The following is a 20087-nucleotide window of genomic DNA, read 5'->3' as shown; positions in this document are numbered from 1 at the left end:
CCTTGTAACGGAATCACAATCTGTTCGCAATCGAAGTGTGGTAAACTCAGGGAAGATTAGAGGGAGGGAACGAGATGAAACGCTTAGAACTAGCCAGGCGCATCGAACGCATCAAAGCGGAAGGGACGTCTGCCTACATCAGGCATCGAAAACAGACCCCTCCCTATGAAGGCTCGGAGTTAATCGTTGAAAATAAAGGTCATGTGTTCCGGATGGGGAATACGAGTTTTGCGGTCGGGTTCGGCTTGAACCGTCCGACGAGCTTTTACGATCTGCACCAAATGGAGAAGTGGGTCCGTGGTAAGAACGTGTCCCGCCTACATATTGAGGTGTGTCCACTCGCGGACATGTCGCTCATTCGCCTGCTGCAGGAACGAAACTATACGCTCGATCACTTTCTCGACGTCTGGTTGCTCGATGTGAACGCGTTTGAGTTGCCAGAGAGTGAAGCGACACGTGTCGAACGTGTGCACGCCGATAACGTGAACGAATGGGCTCGGGCGATCGCGACAGGATTCGCCGAGACGGGGACCGTCCTGCAAGAGACGATTGATACGGCGAAAGGGTTTTATGCGTTACCGGAAAACCAGGCGTTTCTCGTCCGTGAAGACGAGACAGCGGTCGCCGGTGGTATTCTCGCCGTTCAGGATGGGATGGGGGAACTGTTTTTGACGAGCACGATTCCCGATTATCGGGGAAAAGGGTATCAGACCCAACTCATTTTAGAGCGAGTCGCCGCGGCAAAAGCGATGGGTTGCGAGTACGTGACGGTGACGACGAAAGTCGATACCGCCTCGGGACGCAACATGGAACGCCTTGGTTTTACACCGTTTTATCAAAAAGCAGTTATGAAAAGTCCGATCCTCAAATAAACAGGTCGCCCCGCGGGGCGACCTGTTGTCGTTAGAGTAGTGATTCGGCACCGTCGACGTACACTTCTGATCCGGTGACATGGCTCGACATATTGCTCGCAAAGAACAAGACGACGTCGGCTACTTGCTTCGCCGTACCTGATTTTCCGGCGAGCGGTTGGTTGCCTTCTGGATATTCGATCGGAAAGACGATTTCTTCGAGTAACGCGTCGTCCCGGTTCGTCGAGTCATCGATATTCGTATCGATCGCACCCGGACAGATCGAGTTGACCCGAATGCCGAACTGGGCGAGCTCGGCCGCGGCCATTTTCGCAAAACCGGTCTGGCCGGCTTTCGTCGTCGCATATCCGCTGAAGCCAAAGTTTTTAAAGTAACGGTTCCCGTTGATCGACGACGTGATGATGATGCTGCCGCCTTTCTCTTTCAAGTAAGGGATCGCATGTTTCACGGTCAAGAACGTGCCCGTCAAGTTCGTCTCGACGACCCCGTTCCAATCTTCGAGCGACAAGTGCTCGATCGGTGTGATCGTCCCGTTCCGACCCGCGTTCGCAAACACGATATCGACATGTCCGAACCGTTCGACCGTCTGTTCATAAGCCCGTTTCATCTCGTCTTCGTTTGAGACGTCAGCACTAATTCCGATGGCGCGGTCCTCGCCGATCAAGCTCGCGAGCTTCTCGGAGTCCTCTTGGTTCAAGTCGACGATGGCGACTTTTGCCCCCGCTTGGACGAACCGGATTACAGCGGCGCGTCCGATTCCTGACGCCGCTCCTGTGACAAACGCGACTTTACCCGACAACAATGTATTTGAAATCATGTATTTATCTCCTTTCAGCTACCTGTTGTCATATTCCACTGTTCTATAAAAATTAAGCCCGTTTTCTTGAAAAAAGATGATTCTTCGTTCAATCAGACGTTACATGAATCGATAGCGCAATCTTGAGCGTCGCATCCGGATCGAGCTCGATGGTCACATGTTGACCGGCACGAAGTTCTTGCACGTCGCTAGCAAGACCCGTCACTTCCGTCTGGTCATTAACTAGAATCGTATGCAATTTGATTTCATCCATATCCGTCTCGGCTGGACCAATCATCAGTTGAGGGATTTCAATCCGTTCGATGCGTCCGTCGAGCGTGTGATCGTTCCACGTGCTCACCCAATAGACTGCTAACAAAAAAAGACCGATGAACGCGAAGGCAAAGATGAGTCTAGCTCTCATGGTGATCCTCCTCTGCGGTACCCCGGTGCGATGGTTTCCATTAGTTATTTACCCGGAATCAGGAATTTATATAGGCTGATTTTTACAGGGATTTGAATGACAGATGCGGAATATAGTAAAAAAATTGAAGAGTGGAGGCGCTGACGATGGTTCTAGTCGGGATGGTTGGGTTAATCATTTTAGGATTGATTGTTTTCGGGTGGTGGACGATCGGGTTTCCCAGACGGCGGGTGTGGGGTGGGCTGATCATGCTAGTGGTTTCCTTCCTCTTTTCGCCGCTACTACTCGTCGCGAGCGGCGAGCGCTACGGATTTGATGGCGTCGTGGCAGGATTGGTCGCGCTGTTCTGTATGGTCGGGGGCGGTTTTTTCTTCACGACACTTGGCTGGACTGGTCGTCACCGAAAAGTCAGGAAAGTCCGGACATTGTCGGAAGACCCTGATCTGTTTTAGTTTGGGTTGTCGTTGCCCCTTCGAAACCCGTACAGTAAACGTATGGAACAAAATGGAGGGATACATGTGTCGACACTGATTAAACCGACCGCGTTACGGCCGGGCGATACGATTGGCATCGACGTCGAGCTCGATGCGACCGCCGGGACGATCACCTTTTTAGAGAATGGAGTGACGACATGAGCGAATTTATTACCGTGGTCGACCGGACACGTAAAAGAATCGGGTTGAAGCCCCGGTCCGACGTCCATCGTGACGGCGATTGGCATGAGACGTTTCACTGCTGGATGATTGACCCGACGCATCTTTACTTACAGCTCCGCAGCGAGACGAAACAAGATTTTCCAGGACTGTTCGATATCACGGCAGCAGGACATCTGGTTGCCGGAGAGACGGTCCGGGACGGGGTCCGTGAGATTCAAGAAGAACTGGGAATCGAGTTATCACTCGATCAACTGACTGCTCTCGGAGTGTTTGAAGATGTGATTGAGACGGGAGCGTTTCTAGACCGGGAGTTCGCCCATACATATGTCTATCCGTACGCTGGGGAGGCGTTCACGTTAGACGTTGACGAAGTAGCAGACGTCGGCAAAGTTGATTTCGAGGCGTTCGTCGCCTTGCTCGCCGGTTCGCGCGAACAGATTGAGGCGACTTCGGTCGTAACCGGAAAGACGTTACGCGTGACGAAAGAGACGCTCGTTCCACATCCGGAGACATACTGGAACCAAGTGATTGAAGGGGTTCGGACATTTCGGGAGAAAGCAGAAGGCCATGATGATTGATATCATCTGGCGACTGTTGAACGGATTGCTCGTGCTCGGTTTAGGGGGAGTTCTAGTTTGGTGTTTTCGCAAGTGAAGAGGGGGAATTGACGAGATGGAAGTTGTACATCCAGTAACACCACTCGAGATTGAGACGGCGCGCTTACGATTGCGGGCACCGCGCACGAGCGGTGACGAGCGTGTCGTGAATGCGGCGATTCGGGATTCACATGAGGAGTTCCGGCAGTGGTTACCGTTCGCTCAGACGGTCCCGACGTTAGAAGAGACCGAGATCAATTTACGACGTGCCCACGAACTTTATGTGCAAGAGGAGAGTTTTCGCTACCTCATCTTTTTACGAGATACGGGAACGTTCGTCGGCACGGTCAGTCTGCAAGGCATCGACTGGGACGTCCCGAAGGCAGAGATTGGATACTGGCTGCATTCGATGCACACCGGACACGGCTACATGGGCGAAGCGGTCGAGGCGGTCACGCGGTTCGGGTTTACACATTTCGGATTCAAACGGATCGAGGTCCGTTGTGAGTCGACGAACCGGGGCAGCCGGATGATACCAGAACGTCTAGGGTTTCAACTTGAAGGCATACTGCGGAACGACGACTTGTCCGCCGATGGCAACCGCCTGACCGACACGGCCGTCTATGCGATGCTGCCCGGTGAACTCAAACCGTCAGCGACATGATTCGTTGTTCGCCGACGGGTATAGCGTTCACAATGACGACGGGGTGCACACCGCCCGGGATTATCGAGTCGATATCTTTTGGCAACGTCGTATATTTCTCTTGATCGAGCGGCAGCGTGAACGTCTCGAGGACGGGCCAGTGTTTGTCTTGAAGCGGTTCGAGTGTGACGGATGACATCGTTATTCCTCCCTCATTAGAAGTAGCGCACTTTCAGTATACAAAAAATGAATGGGAAAGGATCAACTATGGACCAACAGATCTCGTATCAACAAAATGCACCACTATCCGACATGTATCAAGCTTTCATGGACGGGTTTTCTGATTACATAATTCGCTTTGACATGGATGCGGCAGGATTCGAATCGACCTTCCTCGTCCGGGATCAAAATCAACCGTCACGCTCCATCGTCGCGTATGCGGACGGACGTCCGGTCGGTGTCGTCTTGAGTGGGGTGGCCCATTTAGAGACAGGTTGGGTCACGCGTTGCGGTGGTCTGGCCGTCTCCCCTGCGTTTCGGAAAATAGGGATTGCCCGCGAGTTGATGCGCCGTTTTGACGAGCAGGCAACGGGGACACGTCTACTTGAAGTCATCCAAGGCAACGACTCGGCACTCGCTTTGTACGAGCGGCTCGGGTACGAGACGGTGCGCGAAATCTTTTATTTCGACTCCGTTCCGACCGAAACGGAAGCGACACGCGCAATCGAACCGGTCGTGACGCTGTTCGATCGCTATTACCCGTCGGCATCGCACCGACCGATCTGGCAAACGGACGCCCGGACGACCCAGCAACGAGCGGAGCTCGTCCGGATCACAGAAGGCGACAAAACAGGGGCGCTTTTGTTCCGGTCAGGCGTCCTCCTCGACGTTTTCGGCCGGGATGAGGATGCGGAATGGCTCCTACGGGCAGCTGCAGCGAATGGACCGATCAAGTTGACGCTCACGTCGGATCGTCCTGCATTGATCGAGGCGGCGCGAACGCTCGGGTTCAAACAAGATGCCATCGCCCAGTTTGAGATGGTGAAGCGCGAGACGGGTGTCTGATGAGACGTCTTCTTCCCATGTTGATGGTCGGTCTCATCGTCGGAAACTTGTTCACGATTCTCGGATTGACGACGAACTTGTCTCCGTCAATCGACCGTGTCTTTCTGTTCGGGGGGCCGGCGGTGACGTTTATAACTGCTGTGGGTATTGTCTTTGTCGTCCTAAAAATGAAGCGAGACAAACGGTGATGAACTCTTCGTGAAGATTGTGAGAGTGCTTGCTCATTGTTTTGAAATGTTCGACATACAAATGAAATGCTTCATATATTGAACTTTTTAGGTAGGGATGCTATATTCGCACTTGTAGCTTTTTATATAGCTAGCGAATCATCCTATTTGGAGGTTTTATCAATATATGTGGAAACAACTTTTACTAACTGTCGGTGTCGGCGTACTCGTTTTGAATGGCCCGGCGTCGGCCTCAGCAGATCAACTTACCCCGCAAGAGCTCGTCAAGACGACGAAGTCCCTTCAGAAGATAGAGCGTGATGTTCGCGCATCAAAGCAAGCGGTTGAAAAGGCGAAGCGTCATGTGCAGACCGTCGAGACGCGGGCGGATGCGCTTCAAGCTAAACTAGATCAAGTAAGCACTCAGCTCGAAGCGTATGAAACGGCTTCGACCCCTGAAGAGACGTCTTTGTTTAAACAAGTACTGTCGTCTGTCCTTCCTAGCGCGAAGGCGGAAGCGGCGGAATCCGAAAAAGCCGAGACAGATTTAAAAGCGAGAGAAGCCGAAGCTGCTCGAGCGTTAGACGAATTGAGTGATCAACAGGCCGAAGTGAAGGCCGAGCGGGAACAGGCGAAGGCTTCACATGCGGCAGCGTATAAGCAGTTGAAGGCACAAGCTGCGCAATTAACAGATTTGAAGAAGCAAAAAGCGGCAATCGCACCAGATCAGTTTATGATTCCGGCGACGGGACGTCTGTCACAAGGGTTCGGCCCTGCTAGTGGACAATTCGGCTATACGTTCCACAACGGGATCGATATCGCCGCCAAAGTCGGGACACCGATCTATGCAGCGGCTGACGGCAAGGTCATCGACGTCAAGACGAGCGGCCCTTACGGCAAGCACGTCTTCATCGAGCATGACTTGAACGGACAGAAGTGGACGACCGTCTACGCCCATATGCATAAAATCGAAGTGAAGAAAGGCCAAGCGTTGCTTCAAGGTGAAGGCATCGGCCAAATCGGCAACACGGGCAATTCTTCAGGTCCTCACTTACATTTCGAGGTGCATCAAGGAAAATACGGTTACTCGTCAAGTTCGGCCGGCAATACGGTCAATCCGATGGACGTAGCGGAAGTACTCGGCGGCACATCGCCAATCAAAGCGGTTTATTGACACGACGCGACGTAGCGTCGTGTTTTTTTGCGCAAAAAAAGCCGCATTACAGCGGCTCTCGTTCATTCGCGGGTTGGATCGTGATTGCCTTTGGTGTCGGCGATTGTATCCGAGCTTCCGAAGTCTTCGACTTGGCTGAAGGCGTCAGTACTTTTCCCGGCGTCATCTGTTCCGTCGAGCTGTTTATGGGCAGCCGTCTCAGACGCATTGAGGACATCTTCTTCGACCGGACGATCGAGGTCTGTTTGATGCTCTTGTTCTTCCTGCTCACGTGCATGTTCGATGCAAAGCGTCGCTTCTGGGATGATCTCGAGCCGATCGAGTTCAATTTCTTTCCCGCATACTTCACATTTTCCGTACGTCCCGTTTTTGATGGCGAGAAGCGCCTTATCGACGTCCGTTAAAAATTCTTCATCGAGTTCGGTGAGTGCGTGGTCACGTTCGCGTAAAAACAGCTCTTCTCCCGAATCGGCGGGATGGTTGTCATAGTGCGACAACTCTCCTTCGTCGTAAACTTCTTCACGATTTTCCAGATACCCTTCGGTCTTGGCTTTCTCTTTTAGTAGACGTTCTTTGAACGTATCGATTTGTTTTTGTGTCAACATACGGTCCACTCTCCAGTTCTGATTTCATTAGTATAAGCATTTCCCATTTTGCGACGCGACAAACCTTTCTGTCGGCAAAGCGGATTTCTAAAGACTTGAGAAAACGGGTATGATGACAATGAGTGTCAATTGTCGTGGAATAAGGAGGAAGCAACATGAGAAAAGTTGAGGTTGTGGAATACGATACAGCATGGACGGAAAAGTTTGAGGACGAGTCGAGCAGGCTCGAACGATTGCTCGACGGTGAACTGATTGTGATTCATCATATCGGCAGCACGTCTGTCCCGGGTCTTGACGCCAAACCGATTATCGATATCATGCCGGTCGTTCGCCAAATCGAACGCGTCGATGGATTGATCGGCCACATGGAGGCCCTCGGTTATCGCAGTTTCGGCGAGCACGGTATTCCGAGACGGCGCTTCTTCGCCAAAGGTGAGGACGTGCGGACGGTCCATGTCCACGTCTTCGAGGAAGGGGACGAAGGGGTCGTCCGGCATTTGGCCTTTCGGGACTACTTGATGGCGTTTCCGGACGTACGTGCCGAATATGCCGCTCTCAAACAACAGCTCGCGAGCCAACATCCGGAAGATATCGAAAGCTACATCCAAGGAAAACAAGAATGGGTGTCCGAAACGGAGCGAGTGGCGACGCTTTGGTATTTGTCCCAGCAACAGAAATGAAACTTTTTCTCGCTTCATCTCGTAACGATAGATAACAAGTTGAGGGGGAAACAGGATGAAGCAATTTCTTGGGAAATGTATCGAGTACGCGTTTGTCGCGCTCGTATTCATCGGATTATTCGTCGGTCTGCGCTATGGGGTCCATCAGTTCGTCCCGGCAACGGAAGAGATTCAACGTTATACTTATCTCGTCTTAGGGACAGCCGTTCTCGTGTTTCCGGCTTCGTTGTTCGGCGGCTATTTTCTCGCCCGTCCGATTCAGCGCCGGTTGAACGGAACAGAGACGGTCAGTTCGAACCACGTGTTGCGTGGTGATGAAAAGCCACACGGAATCACGGAAGATCGAAACGACACGCACACTGGGGGCGGTTTATGATGCGCTTGCGCCCCACCAATGATGCGTCGTTGATCGCCACGTTGAACCGCCCGATTCACGAGCATCATATCGAACTGGTACCGACTTTCTTTGCTGCGTATGATCATGCGTTGATCGAAGAGGCGTTCTCGAAGATGATGGCACAAGATACTTATCATTTCTTTACGGCCGAAGTAGACGATGAAATCATCGGCTACGTATGTTTTCAAGAGCGAGTGAGTGAGGCCAACGCATTTCGTCAGGCAGTGCGAACGCTCTACGTCCATCAAATCAGTATCAACCCGGACGTGAAAAGACACGGTTATGGCCGTCTCGTCATGGAGCATGTCGAGCGCTTTGCAGTTGACCATGATTTCTCATCGATTGAACTGGATTATTGGTCGGTGAACGAAGAAGCCGCCAAGTTTTACGAGCGTGTCGGTTTTCGAACGAAACGTCAAATTGTTATAAAGCATTTATAGGATGAGGGGGATTGGATGGAAACGGTTATTTTAGTGATTGGGATCATCGGAGTGATTTCTTTAATGTTTTTCATGTCGAACCAGTGGATGGGATACAGCAAAGGCAATATCGTCATGACGCTCGATGATCATCACACGGACTTGAATCAATACGTGCCGGCGATTTTGACGAAACTCTATGAGGACGGCAAGTCGGCCCATTATCTCGGCGACCGGAAGTTTGAGGTGGACGGGAAACGATACGTCCTCGTCGAACGGACCGTACCGATCGGTCGGGTTCCGACCCAGCAGACGGTACTCATGCCGGATAAAACGAAGTAAAGCCACGCTGCCGCGTGGCTTTTTGTTATTGTGCCGGGGGTCCAAAACTACCGGCATGATAATCGCGGAACGCTTGGCGAATCTCGTCCTCGGTATTCATGACGAACGGACCATGGGCGATGTAGTCCTCACGGATCGGCTGTCCTGAGTAGACGAGCAGGCGGGCCCGTGACGTCGCTTTGACGCGGAGTACGCTCATGCTGTCCGCTGTTTCGTCGTACGTGAGCGTCGCCACGTACGTTTTCGCGAGCGGGGTCGCCGACGTGCCGAGCTCGACTGAACCGGCGAGCACGTAGACGAATCCGTTATGATTTGTCGGCAAGACGTGCTCGTAGACGGCACCGGCTTTCAAACTGATTTCGCTCATCGTGATCGGCACGAGGCTGTTCATCGGCCCCGTTACCCCGGCGACGTCGCCGGAGTAGACGCGCATCTGCCCGCCGTCGATCGGTACGACCGGGGCGTCTTCGACATATACGTTCTGATAGGATGTCGTCGTCGATTTGAGCGATTTTGGCAAGTTGAGCCATAGTTGCAGCGTATGGATCAAGTCGTCATCGACGGCTTCCTCGGCATGCCGGGCTCCCCAACCGGCGTTCATATATTGAACGTCACCGGCGTCTAAAACCGAATGACCGCCATGGTTGTCAATATGCTCGAGCCGACCGTCGATGACGTACGTGATCGTCTGAAACCCGCGGTGCGGATGGTCAGAGAACGTGCCACGCTTGAACCAATCCTCGGCCATTAAAATGAACGGGTCGAACTCGGCTTTTCGTTCCGGGGGCAACACCCACCCTTGTTGGACGTGCGGATAGCCGTTCTGTTTATACGTGACTTGCCAGTGTGCGGCGACATCGCGGTCAAATTGTCTCGTCATCAGACCATCTCCTTCGGAAGCGTTTGGCTCCATTGTCGCACATGGACGATCTAGAAACGGGTGATTTTGCTCTCTGAACGTGCAAAGACAGACGGCCAGGAGACCGTCTGTCAATAAGAGGCGAGCGACAGCCAGGTGGCGCTGTCCTCGGAACTGAGTTTGTAATGGTTACCCTTGGTCGTGACATAGACGTCCGTCTTTTTGGAACGTTCATGGAGCGTCACGTCGAACGTTTGGGACTTAACGCCTTCGGCCAAGGTGAATAGCGGATATGCGGCCGCCTCACCGTTCCGGTTGACGCGTTCGGCCCGCTGCAGCATCTGTTTAAGCGTTTCTCCGTCGGCAGTGGTCGTTTGGATGGCGTCCAAATGATGAAGTTCGGTCTTACCGGAGAGCGACGTCTTATGGAAATAACCGATGGTCGCTTCCTCGACTTCTTCTGTCGTTGCTGCGTCGACTTCTGACTGTGTCATCATCACCGGCGGTTCATAGGAGAGCGAGATCGTTTGTTTCACCGTTTCCCCGCCAATATCATAAGACAGTTCCCAAAGCGGGTATGTTTCTCCGAACTTGAGTTCGTCAGGCAACGGATAGACGGTTGAAAGTGTCGGGATGCCGCCATCTGGAACAGAATCGAGCGACCCGTATGCCATGTTGTTTTCAGAAGATCGAATCAAGAGCGGTTGGACAACCCCGTCCATCTTGACGAGATAAAGCGACAGCGTCATCGTCTTCATGTTCGGGTCAAATGGGTGAAAAGATGTCGTCGACGAGTCCTGCGTCTTCACTTCTAGAGCGAGTGAGGCGAAGAGAGGAGAGTGCAGCGTAACAAACGGTGAATCGAATGGGATCAATTCGAAAAACGGATCGTCTTCAAGCTTGGTTTCGGTCGTTTGACGCATTGCATCGGACACGCCCACAGAACGCGGTCGGAGCGGTTCGGGCTCCGCTTCACGCCGAGCGGCCGGGAGGAGATCGGCATCGATCAGTTTCACATATTGGCTAACGTCAGTTTGACAGTAAGCGTATGTCGCCTCGTCGTCATGGAACACGGACATCGTCGTGAAGTTTGACGAAAAACGTGAGAAACTGCGATACGTCGCGTCATAGACGAACGGTCGGTCCGAGATGGAAACGGCGCCGGTGTCGTCACAAATCGTATGCACGGCAATCTGTTCCGTTTCGTCGAGCTGCATCGACTGTTGGTCCGGTTCATAATGATAGCCGTCGAATAGGATGGGGCGAACTTTGAGGTCGAGCGCGGACTCTTGTTCTGTGCAACCGGTCAAGATGATTGTCGCCATGAGCAACGTTGTGATGCCGATGGTTCGCACGCCATTTGCCCCCTTTACTCCATGAATTGGGCCTGCCACTTGGCCGCATCGTCGCGGAGCAGCTGGAAATGAGACCCAGTCTTCGTATTCGTCAAAAACACGTCATTTCCTTCATAGCTGACGTCGAACGTTTGTGCACATATGCCTTCGAAGACGGTCAAATAAGGGGTCGAGGCAGGTGTGCCGGCTTTCGAGACGGCTTTCGCGCGCTCGATCGCATTGAAGATGAATTGCGTATCGTCAGCTGTGGCGTGGCTTAAAAACGGCTCGTCTTTCGATTCCGTACCGATCAAGGCGAGCTCGTGAAAGATGACGTGCCGGCGGTGGTCGAATTGTTGGCGCATTTCGTTCTTCAAGCTATCCCCGCGCAACAAGGTTTCTTCTTTATAGGTGATCGACACGACTTGTTTATGGGCTTTTCCATCGCGGGTGAACGAGAAGCTGAACAACGGATAGCGTTTGTTCGCTACGAGTGTCGATAGGAGCGTACTTGCTTGCCGGGCTCCTAGAAAACGGTCGAACGACGCGTCGAACGGTCGGATCACGTCGCGATAGAGCTCTTGGTTTGACGAGGTATAAATCCCGTAGCGCTGTTCGCCATCAGCCGACTCGGTACCAAACCCGATCGAGAGAAACGGCTGTCTAGAAGATAAATCAATAGGGACGACGAGGGTCTCAGCCGTATCCATTGACTCGAACGTGAACTCATATGAACCGTTGAACGGCATCGTCACGTGGACGAGCGTTTGCTCGAGAGCAGTCCGGAGCGGATACGGTTCGTTGCCGACCGGTTTGTCCATCTCGTTTAGAAATTGAAGTCGTTCGTGCGGTTGAGCGTTTCGCAGTTTCGAGATGGACGGATAAGTGACGGACAAGTCTTGAAAAGCCGTGAGACTGTCGGGAACGGATGCGACTTGTTTGATATAAGTGATTGTGCCTACCTGACATTGCACGTAAAACTGATTCTCCACTTCAAAGAATGTGGCGGTCGGGAACGCTTCGGTTGACGTTGTCGTCGTCAACGGCTGCGTCAACGTGACCGTTCCGACTAAACGGCGGTCGCCGGCGGGAACGGTCGTGATCGCATCTTCTGGATAACAAGCATCGAGCACGTTCGTCCGGTCGGACTCGGTCATCTCGATCTGTTGCCCCGAAGGAAGCGTGGCGCGACCTTGATAGTACTCTGGAGCTGTATGTAAACGAAAAGCATGTTCTTCCTCACATCCAAACAGGAATGATAAAATGGCGAGCGTACAGAAAAGCAGGTACTTTTTCACAGCGGTGCACTCCTTCGATGAATAACTTTCATCATTGTAGCACCATTTTTTTGTGACTTTAGTCTTAGGAAAACTAATGTGTTTTTTAAATAAAAAAGCGAAAAACCCGCTCGACTTGAACTGAGCGGGTCTGATTTACACTTATGGATATGAAATGGAATTTCTCGATTTCAACGTTGTCGATTTTTGACGAATGAACCTTGATATAGCGTCATTGCTAAAAAACGAATAGAAAGCGTTGAAATGAATTATGGGTTTTATAGGTATTTATTGGTTTTTATATTCTTTTAGTCGACGTCGCGACCGCGTGAAGCTTTCAAAATTTCGAACCATTCTTCACGGCTGAGCTCGATTTCGAGTGCGTCGACACCGGTGCGGACTCGTTCAATTTTCCCAGAGCCGATGATCGGCATGATATTGACCGGATGCTTAAGTAGCCAAGCATAGACGATTGAATCGATACCGCTAGCGTCATGACGGACGCGGATCTCTTCAAGTTTTTCACGAAGCGGCGCGTAGTCGTCTGCAGAGAATAACTGGCCTCCGGCGAGCGGGCTCCAGGCCATGAGCGGCATCCGCTTTTCGTGACATAGGTCGACAGAACCATCTTCGAAATGTTTCAACTGCATCGGCGAGAGCTCGAGCTGGTTCGTCACGAGTTGGAACGGTAGCCGTGACTGCAGCAATTGCTGTGTCGACGGCACGTGGTTCGAGACGCCGAACGTCCGGACTTTTCCGCTCTGTTGCAACGTGATGAACGCCTCGGCGACTTCATCTGGATCCATGAGCGGATCGGGACGATGGATCAAAAGTGTATCAATCTGGTCAATTCCGAGCTCGCTCAAAGAACGTTCGGTTTGGCTGATGATATGTGCTTTCGTCGTATCATAATGGTTGAGCGTTTGGCCGGGGTTGAATGAGCCGGTCAATTTGATGCCCGTCTTCGTCACGATTTCGATTTGGTCGCGAAGCGAAGGTTTGAGGCGCAACGCCTCTCCAAATAATCCTTCACACGTATACCCGCCATAAATGTCGGCGTGGTCGAACGTCGTGATGCCGAGCTCGATACATTGCTCGATGAACGTGAGACGCTCCTGTGGGCTCATCTCCCATTCGGCGAGACGCCACATTCCGTGGATGATGCGTGAGAACGATAAGTCTTCCGTTAGTGCGATTCGTTGCATAATCGATTCCTCCTAATTGTCTGTCGCTTTCATTATACGGGTATTGTCCAACAGCGTCACTTTCTGCGCGCGAGCAGGGATGCTGAAACAGGGTCAATCGTGACGGAATCCGTTATGATAGACGAGAGACAAACAGAAAGAGGAGTTCTTCATGAATTGTTATGAAATTTATGCGGACGTGTCGTTCGAACAAGACGTTCACGAGACGCGTGTCACCGCTTATCACCAAGACCTCGAGCTGCATGGGATCGGACGGAGCGCCGCCGTATTTCGCGTGAAAGATACGCGACTCGTCATCAAAGTGTTCTTCCCGGGCTATACTCAAATCGCGGCGGAAGAAGCCGTGATTTATCGTACGCTCGAAGGGCTGCCCCAGTTCCCGCATTTGTACGAAGTCGGGCCGAACTATATCGTCATCGATTATATCGAAGGCAAAACGCTGTTCGAGTGTTTGACCGAAGGGATTTGGATTGACGCGGCGTACATCGAGCAAGTCGACGAGGCGCTGATTAAGGCGCGGCAGCTTGGACTGACCCCGTCAGACGTACATTTGCGCAACATCATCCTCAGTCCGCAAGGCCGCATCTATTTGATCGATTTGGCCCGGTTCCGGCAAGGGCAGCATATCGACCATCAATGGGAAGACTTGAAACGGATGTATCGGCTCTACCGGCTCCGCTTCGTGCCGAAACGATATTCCGAGCGGCTGTTGAACGGGATCGCCTATTTATACCGCACGTTTGTCAACGATCCGAGACGCTAGTCGAAGGTCGTTTTTATTTTGGCGATTAGGGAACAACAGTAACGTATCGTTGTCGTGTCACTAAAAAAGGAGGACGTCCGAATGGCTCACCGAATTTATGCGAATGAACTTGAAACGTTGCATGACTGTGTGGAGACGTGTAACTACTGTCTTGAATCGTGTCTTGAAGAGCGCGATGTGAAGATGATGGTCGATTGCATCCGGCTCGACCGCGAATGTGCCGCTATGTGCTCGTTCCTCGCCGAGGCGATGACACGGGATTCGGCGTTCGTGCCCGAACTCGCACGGGCTTGTGCGGTCATGTGTAAGGCGTGCGCCCAAGAGTGCGAAAAACATAAGCACGAGCACTGCCAAGAGTGTGCGCGCGTTTGCTTCGAATGCGCTTCGATGTGCGACCGCTTAGCAGCTTGAGCGGAATACGGTCAGTCGACGCGGCTGACCTTTTTTTGTGGAAAATGCGTCGCGACGTGTGTTTTGAGAGCGAGATACGTATAATGAAGAAAACTCATGAAAGTGGTGTATGTATGATCCGTAATTGCCGTCGTGACGACCTTCAAGCCGTCTTACATATTTACAATGACGCCATCGTCAACAGTACTGCCGTCTATCACTATGAACCGGTGACGCTTCAAAATCGAGTCGCCTGGTATGAAGATAAAAAAGCGTCCGGACACCCTGTCATCGTCTGGCAAGACGGCGACGTCGTCATGGGTTTCGCCACGTTTGGTCCGTTCCGTCCATGGCCGGCCTATCATTACGCGATCGAACATTCTGTCTACGTCCATCCGGGCTATCGAGGCAAAGGTGTCGGCAACAAGTTGCTTCGTGAGATCATTCGCATCGCGGAAGCGCGTGACTATAAGACGATGATCGGCGGAATCGACGCTGCGAACATCGCGAGTATCAAAGCGCATGAAAAACTGGGCTTCGTTCATTCAGGGACGATCAAACGAGCCGGCTACAAATTTGGAAAATGGCTCGACTTGTCATTTTATCAATTGGATTTGACAGGTCCCGAAACACCGCAAGAAGGCTAAATGTTGTCTATCGACACTTCTGAAATACGGTATACTGGCAACAGTGAATCGAATGGAGGAATCAAGATGACAGAACTACCGAATTGCCCAAAATGTCAGTCGGCCTACGTCTATGAAGATGGCGCTCTGCTCGTCTGCCCGGAATGTGCTTACGAGTGGTCACCGAGCGAGGCGGCCGAGGCCGAGGCGGACGCTGAGGTTAAAGACGCGAACGGGAACGTGCTCCAAGATGGAGATACGGTCACGGTCATCAAAGACTTGAAAGTGAAAGGTACGTCACTCGTCGTCAAACAAGGGACGAAAGTGAAAAGTATCCGCCTCGTCGACGGTGATCACGATATCGATTGCAAGATCGATGGGTTCGGCGCGATGAAGCTCAAGTCAGAATTCGTCAAGAAACTATGAAAAAACTGTTTCGGTCCACGGACCGAAACAGTTTTTTGTATTACGAGAAGAACGGCTTGTATTCACGGCGTTCATGCATGACAGATACCCATTGGAGCGTCGTGAACTCCTCGAGCACCCATTCGCCGTTGAAGCGGCCGAGCCCTGAGTCTTTCTCACCGCCGAACGGCAAGTGCGGCTCGTCGTTCACCGATTGGTCGTTGATGTGGATCATCCCGGTCTCGACGCGGCGAGCGAACTCGGTCGCCCGGTAAATCGAACCGTGGACGGCTCCGCTAAGACCATATGGAAGTTCGTTCGAGATATGGAGCGCTTCTTCGTCGTCTTTGAATGACAAGATGACGGCGACCGGTCCGAAGATCTCATTTTTGGCGAGCGGCATGTCGTTCGTGACACCGCTAAGGACGGTCGGTTCGAGCACGTTGCCGTTCGCTTTGCCACCGACGTGGAGCGTCGCCCCGGCGTCGATCGTCTGATCGATTTGGTCGAGGATACGATCGATTTGATCATGGTCGATGAGCGGTCCGACTTGTGTATCGGCTTCATTCGGATTTCCGAATTTAAGGCCGCGGACGCGTTCGTTGAACCGTTCGAGGAACGTGTCATGAATCGATTCGGCGACGAGAATCCGGTTCGTCGACATACAGATCTGACCTTGATGGAAGAACTTGCTGTAGACGGCCGACTCGACAGCGCGGTCGATATCAGCATCGTCTAGGACGACGAAGACGTTGTTGCCGCCGAGTTCGAGCGCGGTCTTCTTCAACAGACGTCCGGCCTTCTCGGCAATGCCTTTCCCGACCTCGGTCGATCCCGTGAACGAGATGAGTTTTGGGATCGGGTGCTCGACGATGGCATCGCCAATCTCAGAGCCGCGACCGACGACGATATTCAAGACGCCTTTCGGGAGCCCGGCTTCTTCAAACAATGAAGCGAACAGGAGCCCGCCAGTGACCGGTGTCGCCGTCGCTGGTTTGACGACGACCGTGTTGCCGGTCGCGAGCGCCGAGACGATTGAACGGACTGCGAGATGAAACGGGAAGTTCCATGGGCTGATGACGCCGATGACGCCGAGCGGCTTCCGGTAGACCCGGTTCTCTTTGTTCGGCACGATCGATGGTTTGATCAGTCCGTCCATCCGGAACGGGAACGTCGACGCCTCTTTAATGATTGCCATCGAGGCAGCGAATTCGCCTTCTGCCTTGATGCGGGTGCTGCCTGACTCTTTCACGAGCCAGTCGATGATGTCGTCTTTGTAGTGTAACGTCAGTTCAGCGAACCGCTCGATCAGGGCGCGGCGCTCTTGCGGCAGCATGACCGCCCATTCACCTTGCGCTTCCTTAGCTACCTGATATGCCTTGTCGAGATCGGACTCGTCTGCTGACCGGATCGAGAACAGCTTCTCGTCCGTGAACGGGTTGACGTTGTCGATCGACTTGTCGCTCGAACCGTCTACCCACTGGCCGTCAATGTACATCTTCGTAAAATCGGTATGCATAACAACACTCCTTTATTTTTTCTTCACCATAAGAAGTATTCACCTCTTGTCAAAAACTAAACATTGGAATGTGCACTATCTTGCTTTACAAACTAGTTGATTTTGGTATCTTTATCCATTACTATTGTGTATAACAAGTTAGTTTGAAGGGAAGCAGGGTTGCGCTATGGCAATGAGTCAAATGTTGAAAGGTCTGCTCGAAGGGTGTCTGCTCGCCATCATCGCGAAAGGGGAGACGTACGGCTATGAGATGTCGGAGAAACTTCAAGCGTACGGTTTCACGATGGTGAGCGAGGGGAGTATTTACCCGGTGTTGCTGCGGATGAAAAAGGAAGGATGGGTCGAGACGATTCAAAAACCTCTGCCTTCGGGGGGACCGAAACGAAAGTATTACGTATTGACGGAAGCTGGGGGGCAGGAACTGATGGCGTTCCGGAAGCGTTGGGCAGATGTGTCGAGCGGTGTCGACCGCGTACTAGGAGAGGGGAATGAACGTGGAACTTTCGAAAAAGAGTCGTGATTTTTTAGATGATTTGGCGGTCTATCTCATGTCGAGTGGGAAATCAGAACGGGAAGTGCAAGACGTGACCGCAGAATTGAAAGACCATTTGGAAGAAGCAGAGAGGGCAGGGAAGGACGTGACCGATGTCGTCGGACAGAGCCCTGAGGCGTATATGCGCCAACTCGGGAGCGAGATGGCGTTTGACGTGAAAGGGGTAGTGAAAGTTGTCGGCATGATCATTCCGAGCGTATTCGCCTACATCATCATCGGAAACTTTATTCAAGGAGAGATGACGTTCTCGACGGTCCAACTGATCGGCTTCCCACTCGTCGCCGTCATACTTTTACTCGCCGTGACACAAGTGTTCCGTAAGATGTCGACCGGTTCGTCTCGCGGCAAGATGAAAACTGGGTTGACGTATGCCGCGCTCGGTGCATTGCCGATGACGCTATTCCTAGGCTTGATGACTTTCGACCTGCTCGTTGAGACACCGAAGATCACGTTTGGGACGGTCGGGCAGTTCGTGTTGTTCGGGCTAGCAGTGCTCACACTCGTCATCGTGTCGGTGTGGACGAAGACGTGGATCAATCTGATTATTCCACTTCTACTGTTTGTGCCGCAATATGTGTTCGCGCAAACGAGCCTGCCGCTTGAACAACAGTTGATTTTCTCAATGATGGTTCTGTTCGTCGGCATGGGAATCGTTATGTTCGTCTGGTGGAAAAAGAATCAACAGGAGGAAGTCTAAGACGTTTGTCATAGATGCTAGCTCGATTGTTAGGCATCGCTTGGACGGTCTTGTTCGTTATCGGTGTCGTCTTGGCATTCTTTTATCATTCTAAATTTCGAAAAGTGTGCGAGTCTGCTTAATGACGGGTTCGGCTGGGAATAGGAAACTGTACGCCAATAGAGAAAGAAGGGGTTCCCATTGCCAGTCAATCCGACGATTCAATTTTATTTGGATCAATTTAAAAATCAGATGTCACCCACATATGAGCAAATGAACCCACTCGAGTTAAGACGACAGGAAGATGAAGTGCTGACGAGGTTCCAGCATAAAGAGCACGTTCACGAAGTCGAGGACTTGGATCTCTCGCTCCCAGGGCGTACGCTCCCGATTCGGATTTATCGGTCAGGAGCAACGACCGCCCCGGCACTTGTCTACTATCACGGCGGCGGTTACGTCACCGGCAGCATCGAGACACACGATGCGATTTGCCGCACCCTCGCGAACGAGGTGGACTGTACCGTCATCTCGGTCGGGTATCGCCTCGCGCCGGAACATAAATTTCCAGCCCCAGTCGAAGACGCTTACGATGCACTCGTTTGGATCGGGGAACACGCTTCGGAATTAAACGTAGATGCGTCACGACTCGCCGTCGGCGGCGACAGTGCCGGCGGGACGCTCGCCACGGTCAGCGCATTGATTACGAGTGAGCGCGGGGGGCCGTCACTCGTTCATCAGCTCCTGTTTTACCCGGTGACCGGGACCGAAGAAAACTTGCCGTTATCTTTGATTGATTACGCTACCGGCTACTTGCTTGACGAAGGGTTGATCCGTTGGTTCCAGCAGCAATATTTTAATGACGAAAATGAGTTGACACATCCGTATGCGTCGCCAATTTTGTCCGATCGCTTAGAACAACTGCCTGCGACGACACTACTGACGGCCGAGTACGACCCGCTCCGTGACGTCGGGCGGGCTTATGCGAACAAATTGATCAGCCTCGGTGTCCCGGTGACGTATAAAAATTACGGGGGGCTGATCCACGGCTTCACGAACTACTATGCGTTCGTCCCAGAGGCGAAACGGGCGGTGAAAGAGGCGGCTCATTGTTTAAAAACAGCGTTTGAGAACCAAAAAAATATTCTTGGATAAGAGAAGAGGACCATTCTGACCTATTGTCGGAACGGTCCTCTTCTCTTATGAGTACGCTCGCACCATCAGACTCTGTTGCAAGGCGCGTTATTTCATGCTTTCGATAAACTCGGGAAGCGACAGCCTTCCGGGAAAAGGTGGCCGTCACTCATACGGATCATCCATTGTCCGTCACGTGCACGTGACGCACGTCGTTCGACATCGGCCAAGTCAGGTGTGAATTCAAAGACGATTTCCGCGATCCCATCAAAGGAGAGCCGTGCCACGACGTCGACGTGTTCGAGCGGGGGCGCCGAGCCCGAAACGGAGACAAATAGCTCCGGTTCGTGTTGGACAGTGAACCCTTGCTTCTCTTGAACTACCCCCACCTACGCCTTGCTTAGAGGTGGAGGATTCCTGAGTTATCCGACCTATCAGCCGGAACCTGATCAGGCTACCCCCGTCGTCCCGACGGTTGGAAGTTGACCTTGTCCGTTTCTTTAGTGCTGATGC

General features: G+C 52.3%; 28 protein-coding genes. 18 read left to right on the top strand and 10 right to left on the bottom strand.

The window, feature by feature from the left end; genetic code table 11:
- Positions 1–74 precede the first annotated feature (74 nt).
- A complete protein-coding gene (locus EVJ32_RS06605; protein WP_131457607.1) occupies positions 75–872 on the top strand; it encodes a GNAT family N-acetyltransferase in 798 nt (265 codons plus the stop codon).
- Positions 873–903: 31 nt separating this feature from the next.
- On the opposite strand, the gene EVJ32_RS06600 is transcribed toward EVJ32_RS06605, so the two are convergent.
- A complete protein-coding gene (locus EVJ32_RS06600; protein ID WP_131457606.1) occupies positions 904–1689 on the bottom strand; it encodes an SDR family oxidoreductase in 786 nt (261 codons plus the stop codon).
- A gap of 88 nt (positions 1690–1777) precedes the next feature.
- Complete coding sequence (locus tag EVJ32_RS06595; RefSeq protein ID WP_131457605.1) at positions 1778–2092, bottom strand: hypothetical protein; 315 nt, start codon at positions 2090–2092, stop codon at positions 1778–1780.
- 146 nt (positions 2093–2238) lie between these two features.
- Between EVJ32_RS06595 and EVJ32_RS06590 the strand changes: the two genes are divergently transcribed.
- The 3 genes from EVJ32_RS06590 (at position 2239) to EVJ32_RS06580 (ending at position 4008) form a co-directional block, all read left to right on the top strand.
- On the top strand, positions 2239–2544 hold the full coding sequence (locus EVJ32_RS06590; protein ID WP_131457604.1) for a hypothetical protein: 306 nt from the start codon (positions 2239–2241) through the stop codon (positions 2542–2544).
- 179 nt (positions 2545–2723) lie between these two features.
- Positions 2724–3326, top strand: a complete 603-nt coding sequence (locus EVJ32_RS06585; protein ID WP_131457603.1) for an NUDIX hydrolase — start codon at positions 2724–2726, stop codon at positions 3324–3326.
- Positions 3327–3420: 94 nt separating this feature from the next.
- The gene (locus tag EVJ32_RS06580; RefSeq protein WP_131457602.1) at positions 3421–4008 is read left to right on the top strand and encodes a GNAT family N-acetyltransferase; all 588 of its coding nucleotides are present in this window, start codon (positions 3421–3423) and stop codon (positions 4006–4008) included.
- On the opposite strand, the gene EVJ32_RS06575 is transcribed toward EVJ32_RS06580, so the two are convergent.
- Positions 3989–4186, bottom strand: a complete 198-nt coding sequence (locus EVJ32_RS06575) for a hypothetical protein (protein WP_201738330.1) — start codon at positions 4184–4186, stop codon at positions 3989–3991. The two genes, EVJ32_RS06580 and EVJ32_RS06575, sit on opposite strands and share 20 nt — an antisense overlap.
- A 68-nt stretch (positions 4187–4254) precedes the next feature.
- Between EVJ32_RS06575 and EVJ32_RS06570 the strand changes: the two genes are divergently transcribed.
- From EVJ32_RS06570 to EVJ32_RS06560, 3 genes are all read left to right on the top strand, one after another.
- Positions 4255–5052 (top strand): GNAT family N-acetyltransferase, encoded by a 798-nt coding sequence (locus EVJ32_RS06570; protein ID WP_131457601.1) that lies wholly within the window; start codon positions 4255–4257, stop codon positions 5050–5052.
- Positions 5052–5240: a hypothetical protein gene (locus EVJ32_RS16190; RefSeq protein WP_131439518.1), complete on the top strand. Its 189-nt coding sequence runs from the start codon at positions 5052–5054 to the stop codon at positions 5238–5240. The genes EVJ32_RS06570 and EVJ32_RS16190 overlap by 1 nt, the downstream gene beginning before the upstream one ends.
- A 166-nt stretch (positions 5241–5406) precedes the next feature.
- On the top strand, positions 5407–6393 hold the full coding sequence (locus EVJ32_RS06560) for a M23 family metallopeptidase (RefSeq protein ID WP_131457600.1): 987 nt from the start codon (positions 5407–5409) through the stop codon (positions 6391–6393).
- Positions 6394–6455: 62 nt separating this feature from the next.
- On the opposite strand, the gene EVJ32_RS06555 is transcribed toward EVJ32_RS06560, so the two are convergent.
- Positions 6456–6998 (bottom strand): TraR/DksA C4-type zinc finger protein, encoded by a 543-nt coding sequence (locus tag EVJ32_RS06555; protein ID WP_131457599.1) that lies wholly within the window; start codon positions 6996–6998, stop codon positions 6456–6458.
- Between the two features lie 155 nt (positions 6999–7153).
- Between EVJ32_RS06555 and EVJ32_RS06550 the strand changes: the two genes are divergently transcribed.
- Genes EVJ32_RS06550 through EVJ32_RS06535 form a run of 4 tightly spaced genes read left to right on the top strand, consistent with a single transcriptional unit; the run spans position 7154 to position 8836 of the window.
- Positions 7154–7678 (top strand): GrpB family protein, encoded by a 525-nt coding sequence (locus EVJ32_RS06550; protein WP_071398548.1) that lies wholly within the window; start codon positions 7154–7156, stop codon positions 7676–7678.
- A 55-nt stretch (positions 7679–7733) separates the two neighbouring features.
- Positions 7734–8054, top strand: coding sequence for a hypothetical protein (locus EVJ32_RS06545; RefSeq protein WP_131457598.1), 321 nt, complete (start codon positions 7734–7736; stop codon positions 8052–8054).
- Entirely contained in the window at positions 8051–8515 is a 465-nt protein-coding gene (locus tag EVJ32_RS06540; protein WP_131457597.1) for a GNAT family N-acetyltransferase, read from the top strand. Before EVJ32_RS06545 ends, EVJ32_RS06540 begins: the two co-directional genes overlap by 4 nt.
- 15 nt (positions 8516–8530) lie before the next feature.
- The gene (locus tag EVJ32_RS06535; protein WP_016508867.1) at positions 8531–8836 is read left to right on the top strand and encodes a hypothetical protein; all 306 of its coding nucleotides are present in this window, start codon (positions 8531–8533) and stop codon (positions 8834–8836) included.
- A gap of 25 nt (positions 8837–8861) precedes the next feature.
- Here the strand turns inward: EVJ32_RS06535 and EVJ32_RS06530 are convergent, their stop codons facing one another.
- From EVJ32_RS06530 to EVJ32_RS06515, 4 genes are all read right to left on the bottom strand, one after another.
- Entirely contained in the window at positions 8862–9716 is an 855-nt protein-coding gene (locus EVJ32_RS06530) for a pirin family protein (protein WP_201739063.1), read from the bottom strand.
- Positions 9717–9826: 110 nt separating this feature from the next.
- The gene (locus tag EVJ32_RS06525) at positions 9827–11050 is read right to left on the bottom strand and encodes a hypothetical protein (protein WP_131457595.1); all 1224 of its coding nucleotides are present in this window, start codon (positions 11048–11050) and stop codon (positions 9827–9829) included.
- A gap of 14 nt (positions 11051–11064) precedes the next feature.
- The gene (locus EVJ32_RS06520) at positions 11065–12327 is read right to left on the bottom strand and encodes a hypothetical protein (protein WP_236636015.1); all 1263 of its coding nucleotides are present in this window, start codon (positions 12325–12327) and stop codon (positions 11065–11067) included.
- Between the two features lie 287 nt (positions 12328–12614).
- Complete coding sequence (locus EVJ32_RS06515) at positions 12615–13511, bottom strand: aldo/keto reductase (RefSeq protein ID WP_131457594.1); 897 nt, start codon at positions 13509–13511, stop codon at positions 12615–12617.
- 151 nt (positions 13512–13662) lie between these two features.
- On the opposite strand from EVJ32_RS06515, the gene EVJ32_RS06510 reads away from it, so the two are divergent.
- The 4 genes from EVJ32_RS06510 to EVJ32_RS06495 all read left to right on the top strand — a co-directional run bounded on the left by EVJ32_RS06510 (position 13663) and on the right by EVJ32_RS06495 (position 15716).
- A complete protein-coding gene (locus EVJ32_RS06510) occupies positions 13663–14274 on the top strand; it encodes a protein kinase family protein (protein ID WP_131457593.1) in 612 nt (203 codons plus the stop codon).
- 81 nt (positions 14275–14355) lie between these two features.
- Complete coding sequence (locus EVJ32_RS06505) at positions 14356–14685, top strand: four-helix bundle copper-binding protein (protein WP_070329275.1); 330 nt, start codon at positions 14356–14358, stop codon at positions 14683–14685.
- 113 nt (positions 14686–14798) lie between these two features.
- On the top strand, positions 14799–15311 hold the full coding sequence (locus tag EVJ32_RS06500; RefSeq protein ID WP_131457592.1) for a GNAT family N-acetyltransferase: 513 nt from the start codon (positions 14799–14801) through the stop codon (positions 15309–15311).
- 66 nt (positions 15312–15377) lie between these two features.
- On the top strand, positions 15378–15716 hold the full coding sequence (locus tag EVJ32_RS06495; protein WP_131439500.1) for a zinc ribbon domain-containing protein YjdM: 339 nt from the start codon (positions 15378–15380) through the stop codon (positions 15714–15716).
- 40 nt (positions 15717–15756) lie between these two features.
- Here EVJ32_RS06495 and EVJ32_RS06490 read toward each other — a convergent pair whose 3' ends face one another.
- A complete protein-coding gene (locus tag EVJ32_RS06490) occupies positions 15757–17214 on the bottom strand; it encodes an aldehyde dehydrogenase family protein (protein WP_131457591.1) in 1458 nt (485 codons plus the stop codon).
- Between the two features lie 166 nt (positions 17215–17380).
- Here EVJ32_RS06490 and EVJ32_RS06485 point away from each other — a divergent pair, with 166 nt between their 5' ends.
- The 3 genes from EVJ32_RS06485 (at position 17381) to EVJ32_RS06475 (ending at position 19595) form a co-directional block, all read left to right on the top strand.
- Positions 17381–17734, top strand: a complete 354-nt coding sequence (locus EVJ32_RS06485; protein WP_131457590.1) for a PadR family transcriptional regulator — start codon at positions 17381–17383, stop codon at positions 17732–17734.
- The gene (locus EVJ32_RS06480; protein ID WP_131457589.1) at positions 17703–18464 is read left to right on the top strand and encodes an HAAS domain-containing protein; all 762 of its coding nucleotides are present in this window, start codon (positions 17703–17705) and stop codon (positions 18462–18464) included. Before EVJ32_RS06485 ends, EVJ32_RS06480 begins: the two co-directional genes overlap by 32 nt.
- 180 nt (positions 18465–18644) lie before the next feature.
- Positions 18645–19595, top strand: coding sequence for an alpha/beta hydrolase (locus EVJ32_RS06475; RefSeq protein WP_131457588.1), 951 nt, complete (start codon positions 18645–18647; stop codon positions 19593–19595).
- Positions 19596–19687: 92 nt separating this feature from the next.
- Here the strand turns inward: EVJ32_RS06475 and EVJ32_RS06470 are convergent, their stop codons facing one another.
- Positions 19688–19963 (bottom strand): hypothetical protein, encoded by a 276-nt coding sequence (locus EVJ32_RS06470; RefSeq protein WP_070329268.1) that lies wholly within the window; start codon positions 19961–19963, stop codon positions 19688–19690.
- Positions 19964–20087: the final 124 nt, after the last annotated feature.

Source organism: Exiguobacterium sp. SH5S4, assembly GCF_004337045.1.
In the GTDB taxonomy this organism is placed as follows: domain Bacteria; phylum Bacillota; class Bacilli; order Exiguobacteriales; family Exiguobacteriaceae; genus Exiguobacterium; species Exiguobacterium aurantiacum_A.
Note: the sequence above shows the minus strand (reverse complement) of the source record. Positions and strands in the feature narration are given on the sequence as shown.

Coding starts and splice junctions, on each gene's coding strand:
- EVJ32_RS16190 (WP_131439518.1), top strand. CDS start 5,052: ATGAGACGTCTTCTTCCCATGTTGATGGTCGGTCTCATCGTCGGAAAC.
- EVJ32_RS06570 (WP_131457601.1), top strand. CDS start 4,255: ATGGACCAACAGATCTCGTATCAACAAAATGCACCACTATCCGACATG.
- EVJ32_RS06590 (WP_131457604.1), top strand. CDS start 2,239: ATGGTTCTAGTCGGGATGGTTGGGTTAATCATTTTAGGATTGATTGTT.
- EVJ32_RS06490 (WP_131457591.1), bottom strand. CDS start 17,214: ATGCATACCGATTTTACGAAGATGTACATTGACGGCCAGTGGGTAGAC.
- EVJ32_RS06505 (WP_070329275.1), top strand. CDS start 14,356: ATGGCTCACCGAATTTATGCGAATGAACTTGAAACGTTGCATGACTGT.
- EVJ32_RS06600 (WP_131457606.1), bottom strand. CDS start 1,689: ATGATTTCAAATACATTGTTGTCGGGTAAAGTCGCGTTTGTCACAGGA.
- EVJ32_RS06510 (WP_131457593.1), top strand. CDS start 13,663: ATGAATTGTTATGAAATTTATGCGGACGTGTCGTTCGAACAAGACGTT.
- EVJ32_RS06580 (WP_131457602.1), top strand. CDS start 3,421: ATGGAAGTTGTACATCCAGTAACACCACTCGAGATTGAGACGGCGCGC.
- EVJ32_RS06515 (WP_131457594.1), bottom strand. CDS start 13,511: ATGCAACGAATCGCACTAACGGAAGACTTATCGTTCTCACGCATCATC.
- EVJ32_RS06485 (WP_131457590.1), top strand. CDS start 17,381: ATGGCAATGAGTCAAATGTTGAAAGGTCTGCTCGAAGGGTGTCTGCTC.
- EVJ32_RS06555 (WP_131457599.1), bottom strand. CDS start 6,998: ATGTTGACACAAAAACAAATCGATACGTTCAAAGAACGTCTACTAAAA.
- EVJ32_RS06495 (WP_131439500.1), top strand. CDS start 15,378: ATGACAGAACTACCGAATTGCCCAAAATGTCAGTCGGCCTACGTCTAT.
- EVJ32_RS06560 (WP_131457600.1), top strand. CDS start 5,407: ATGTGGAAACAACTTTTACTAACTGTCGGTGTCGGCGTACTCGTTTTG.
- EVJ32_RS06575 (WP_201738330.1), bottom strand. CDS start 4,186: ATGTCATCCGTCACACTCGAACCGCTTCAAGACAAACACTGGCCCGTC.
- EVJ32_RS06540 (WP_131457597.1), top strand. CDS start 8,051: ATGATGCGCTTGCGCCCCACCAATGATGCGTCGTTGATCGCCACGTTG.
- EVJ32_RS06500 (WP_131457592.1), top strand. CDS start 14,799: ATGATCCGTAATTGCCGTCGTGACGACCTTCAAGCCGTCTTACATATT.
- EVJ32_RS06550 (WP_071398548.1), top strand. CDS start 7,154: ATGAGAAAAGTTGAGGTTGTGGAATACGATACAGCATGGACGGAAAAG.
- EVJ32_RS06545 (WP_131457598.1), top strand. CDS start 7,734: ATGAAGCAATTTCTTGGGAAATGTATCGAGTACGCGTTTGTCGCGCTC.
- EVJ32_RS06595 (WP_131457605.1), bottom strand. CDS start 2,092: ATGAGAGCTAGACTCATCTTTGCCTTCGCGTTCATCGGTCTTTTTTTG.
- EVJ32_RS06605 (WP_131457607.1), top strand. CDS start 75: ATGAAACGCTTAGAACTAGCCAGGCGCATCGAACGCATCAAAGCGGAA.
- EVJ32_RS06585 (WP_131457603.1), top strand. CDS start 2,724: ATGAGCGAATTTATTACCGTGGTCGACCGGACACGTAAAAGAATCGGG.
- EVJ32_RS06480 (WP_131457589.1), top strand. CDS start 17,703: ATGAACGTGGAACTTTCGAAAAAGAGTCGTGATTTTTTAGATGATTTG.
- EVJ32_RS06535 (WP_016508867.1), top strand. CDS start 8,531: ATGGAAACGGTTATTTTAGTGATTGGGATCATCGGAGTGATTTCTTTA.
- EVJ32_RS06530 (WP_201739063.1), bottom strand. CDS start 9,716: ATGACGAGACAATTTGACCGCGATGTCGCCGCACACTGGCAAGTCACG.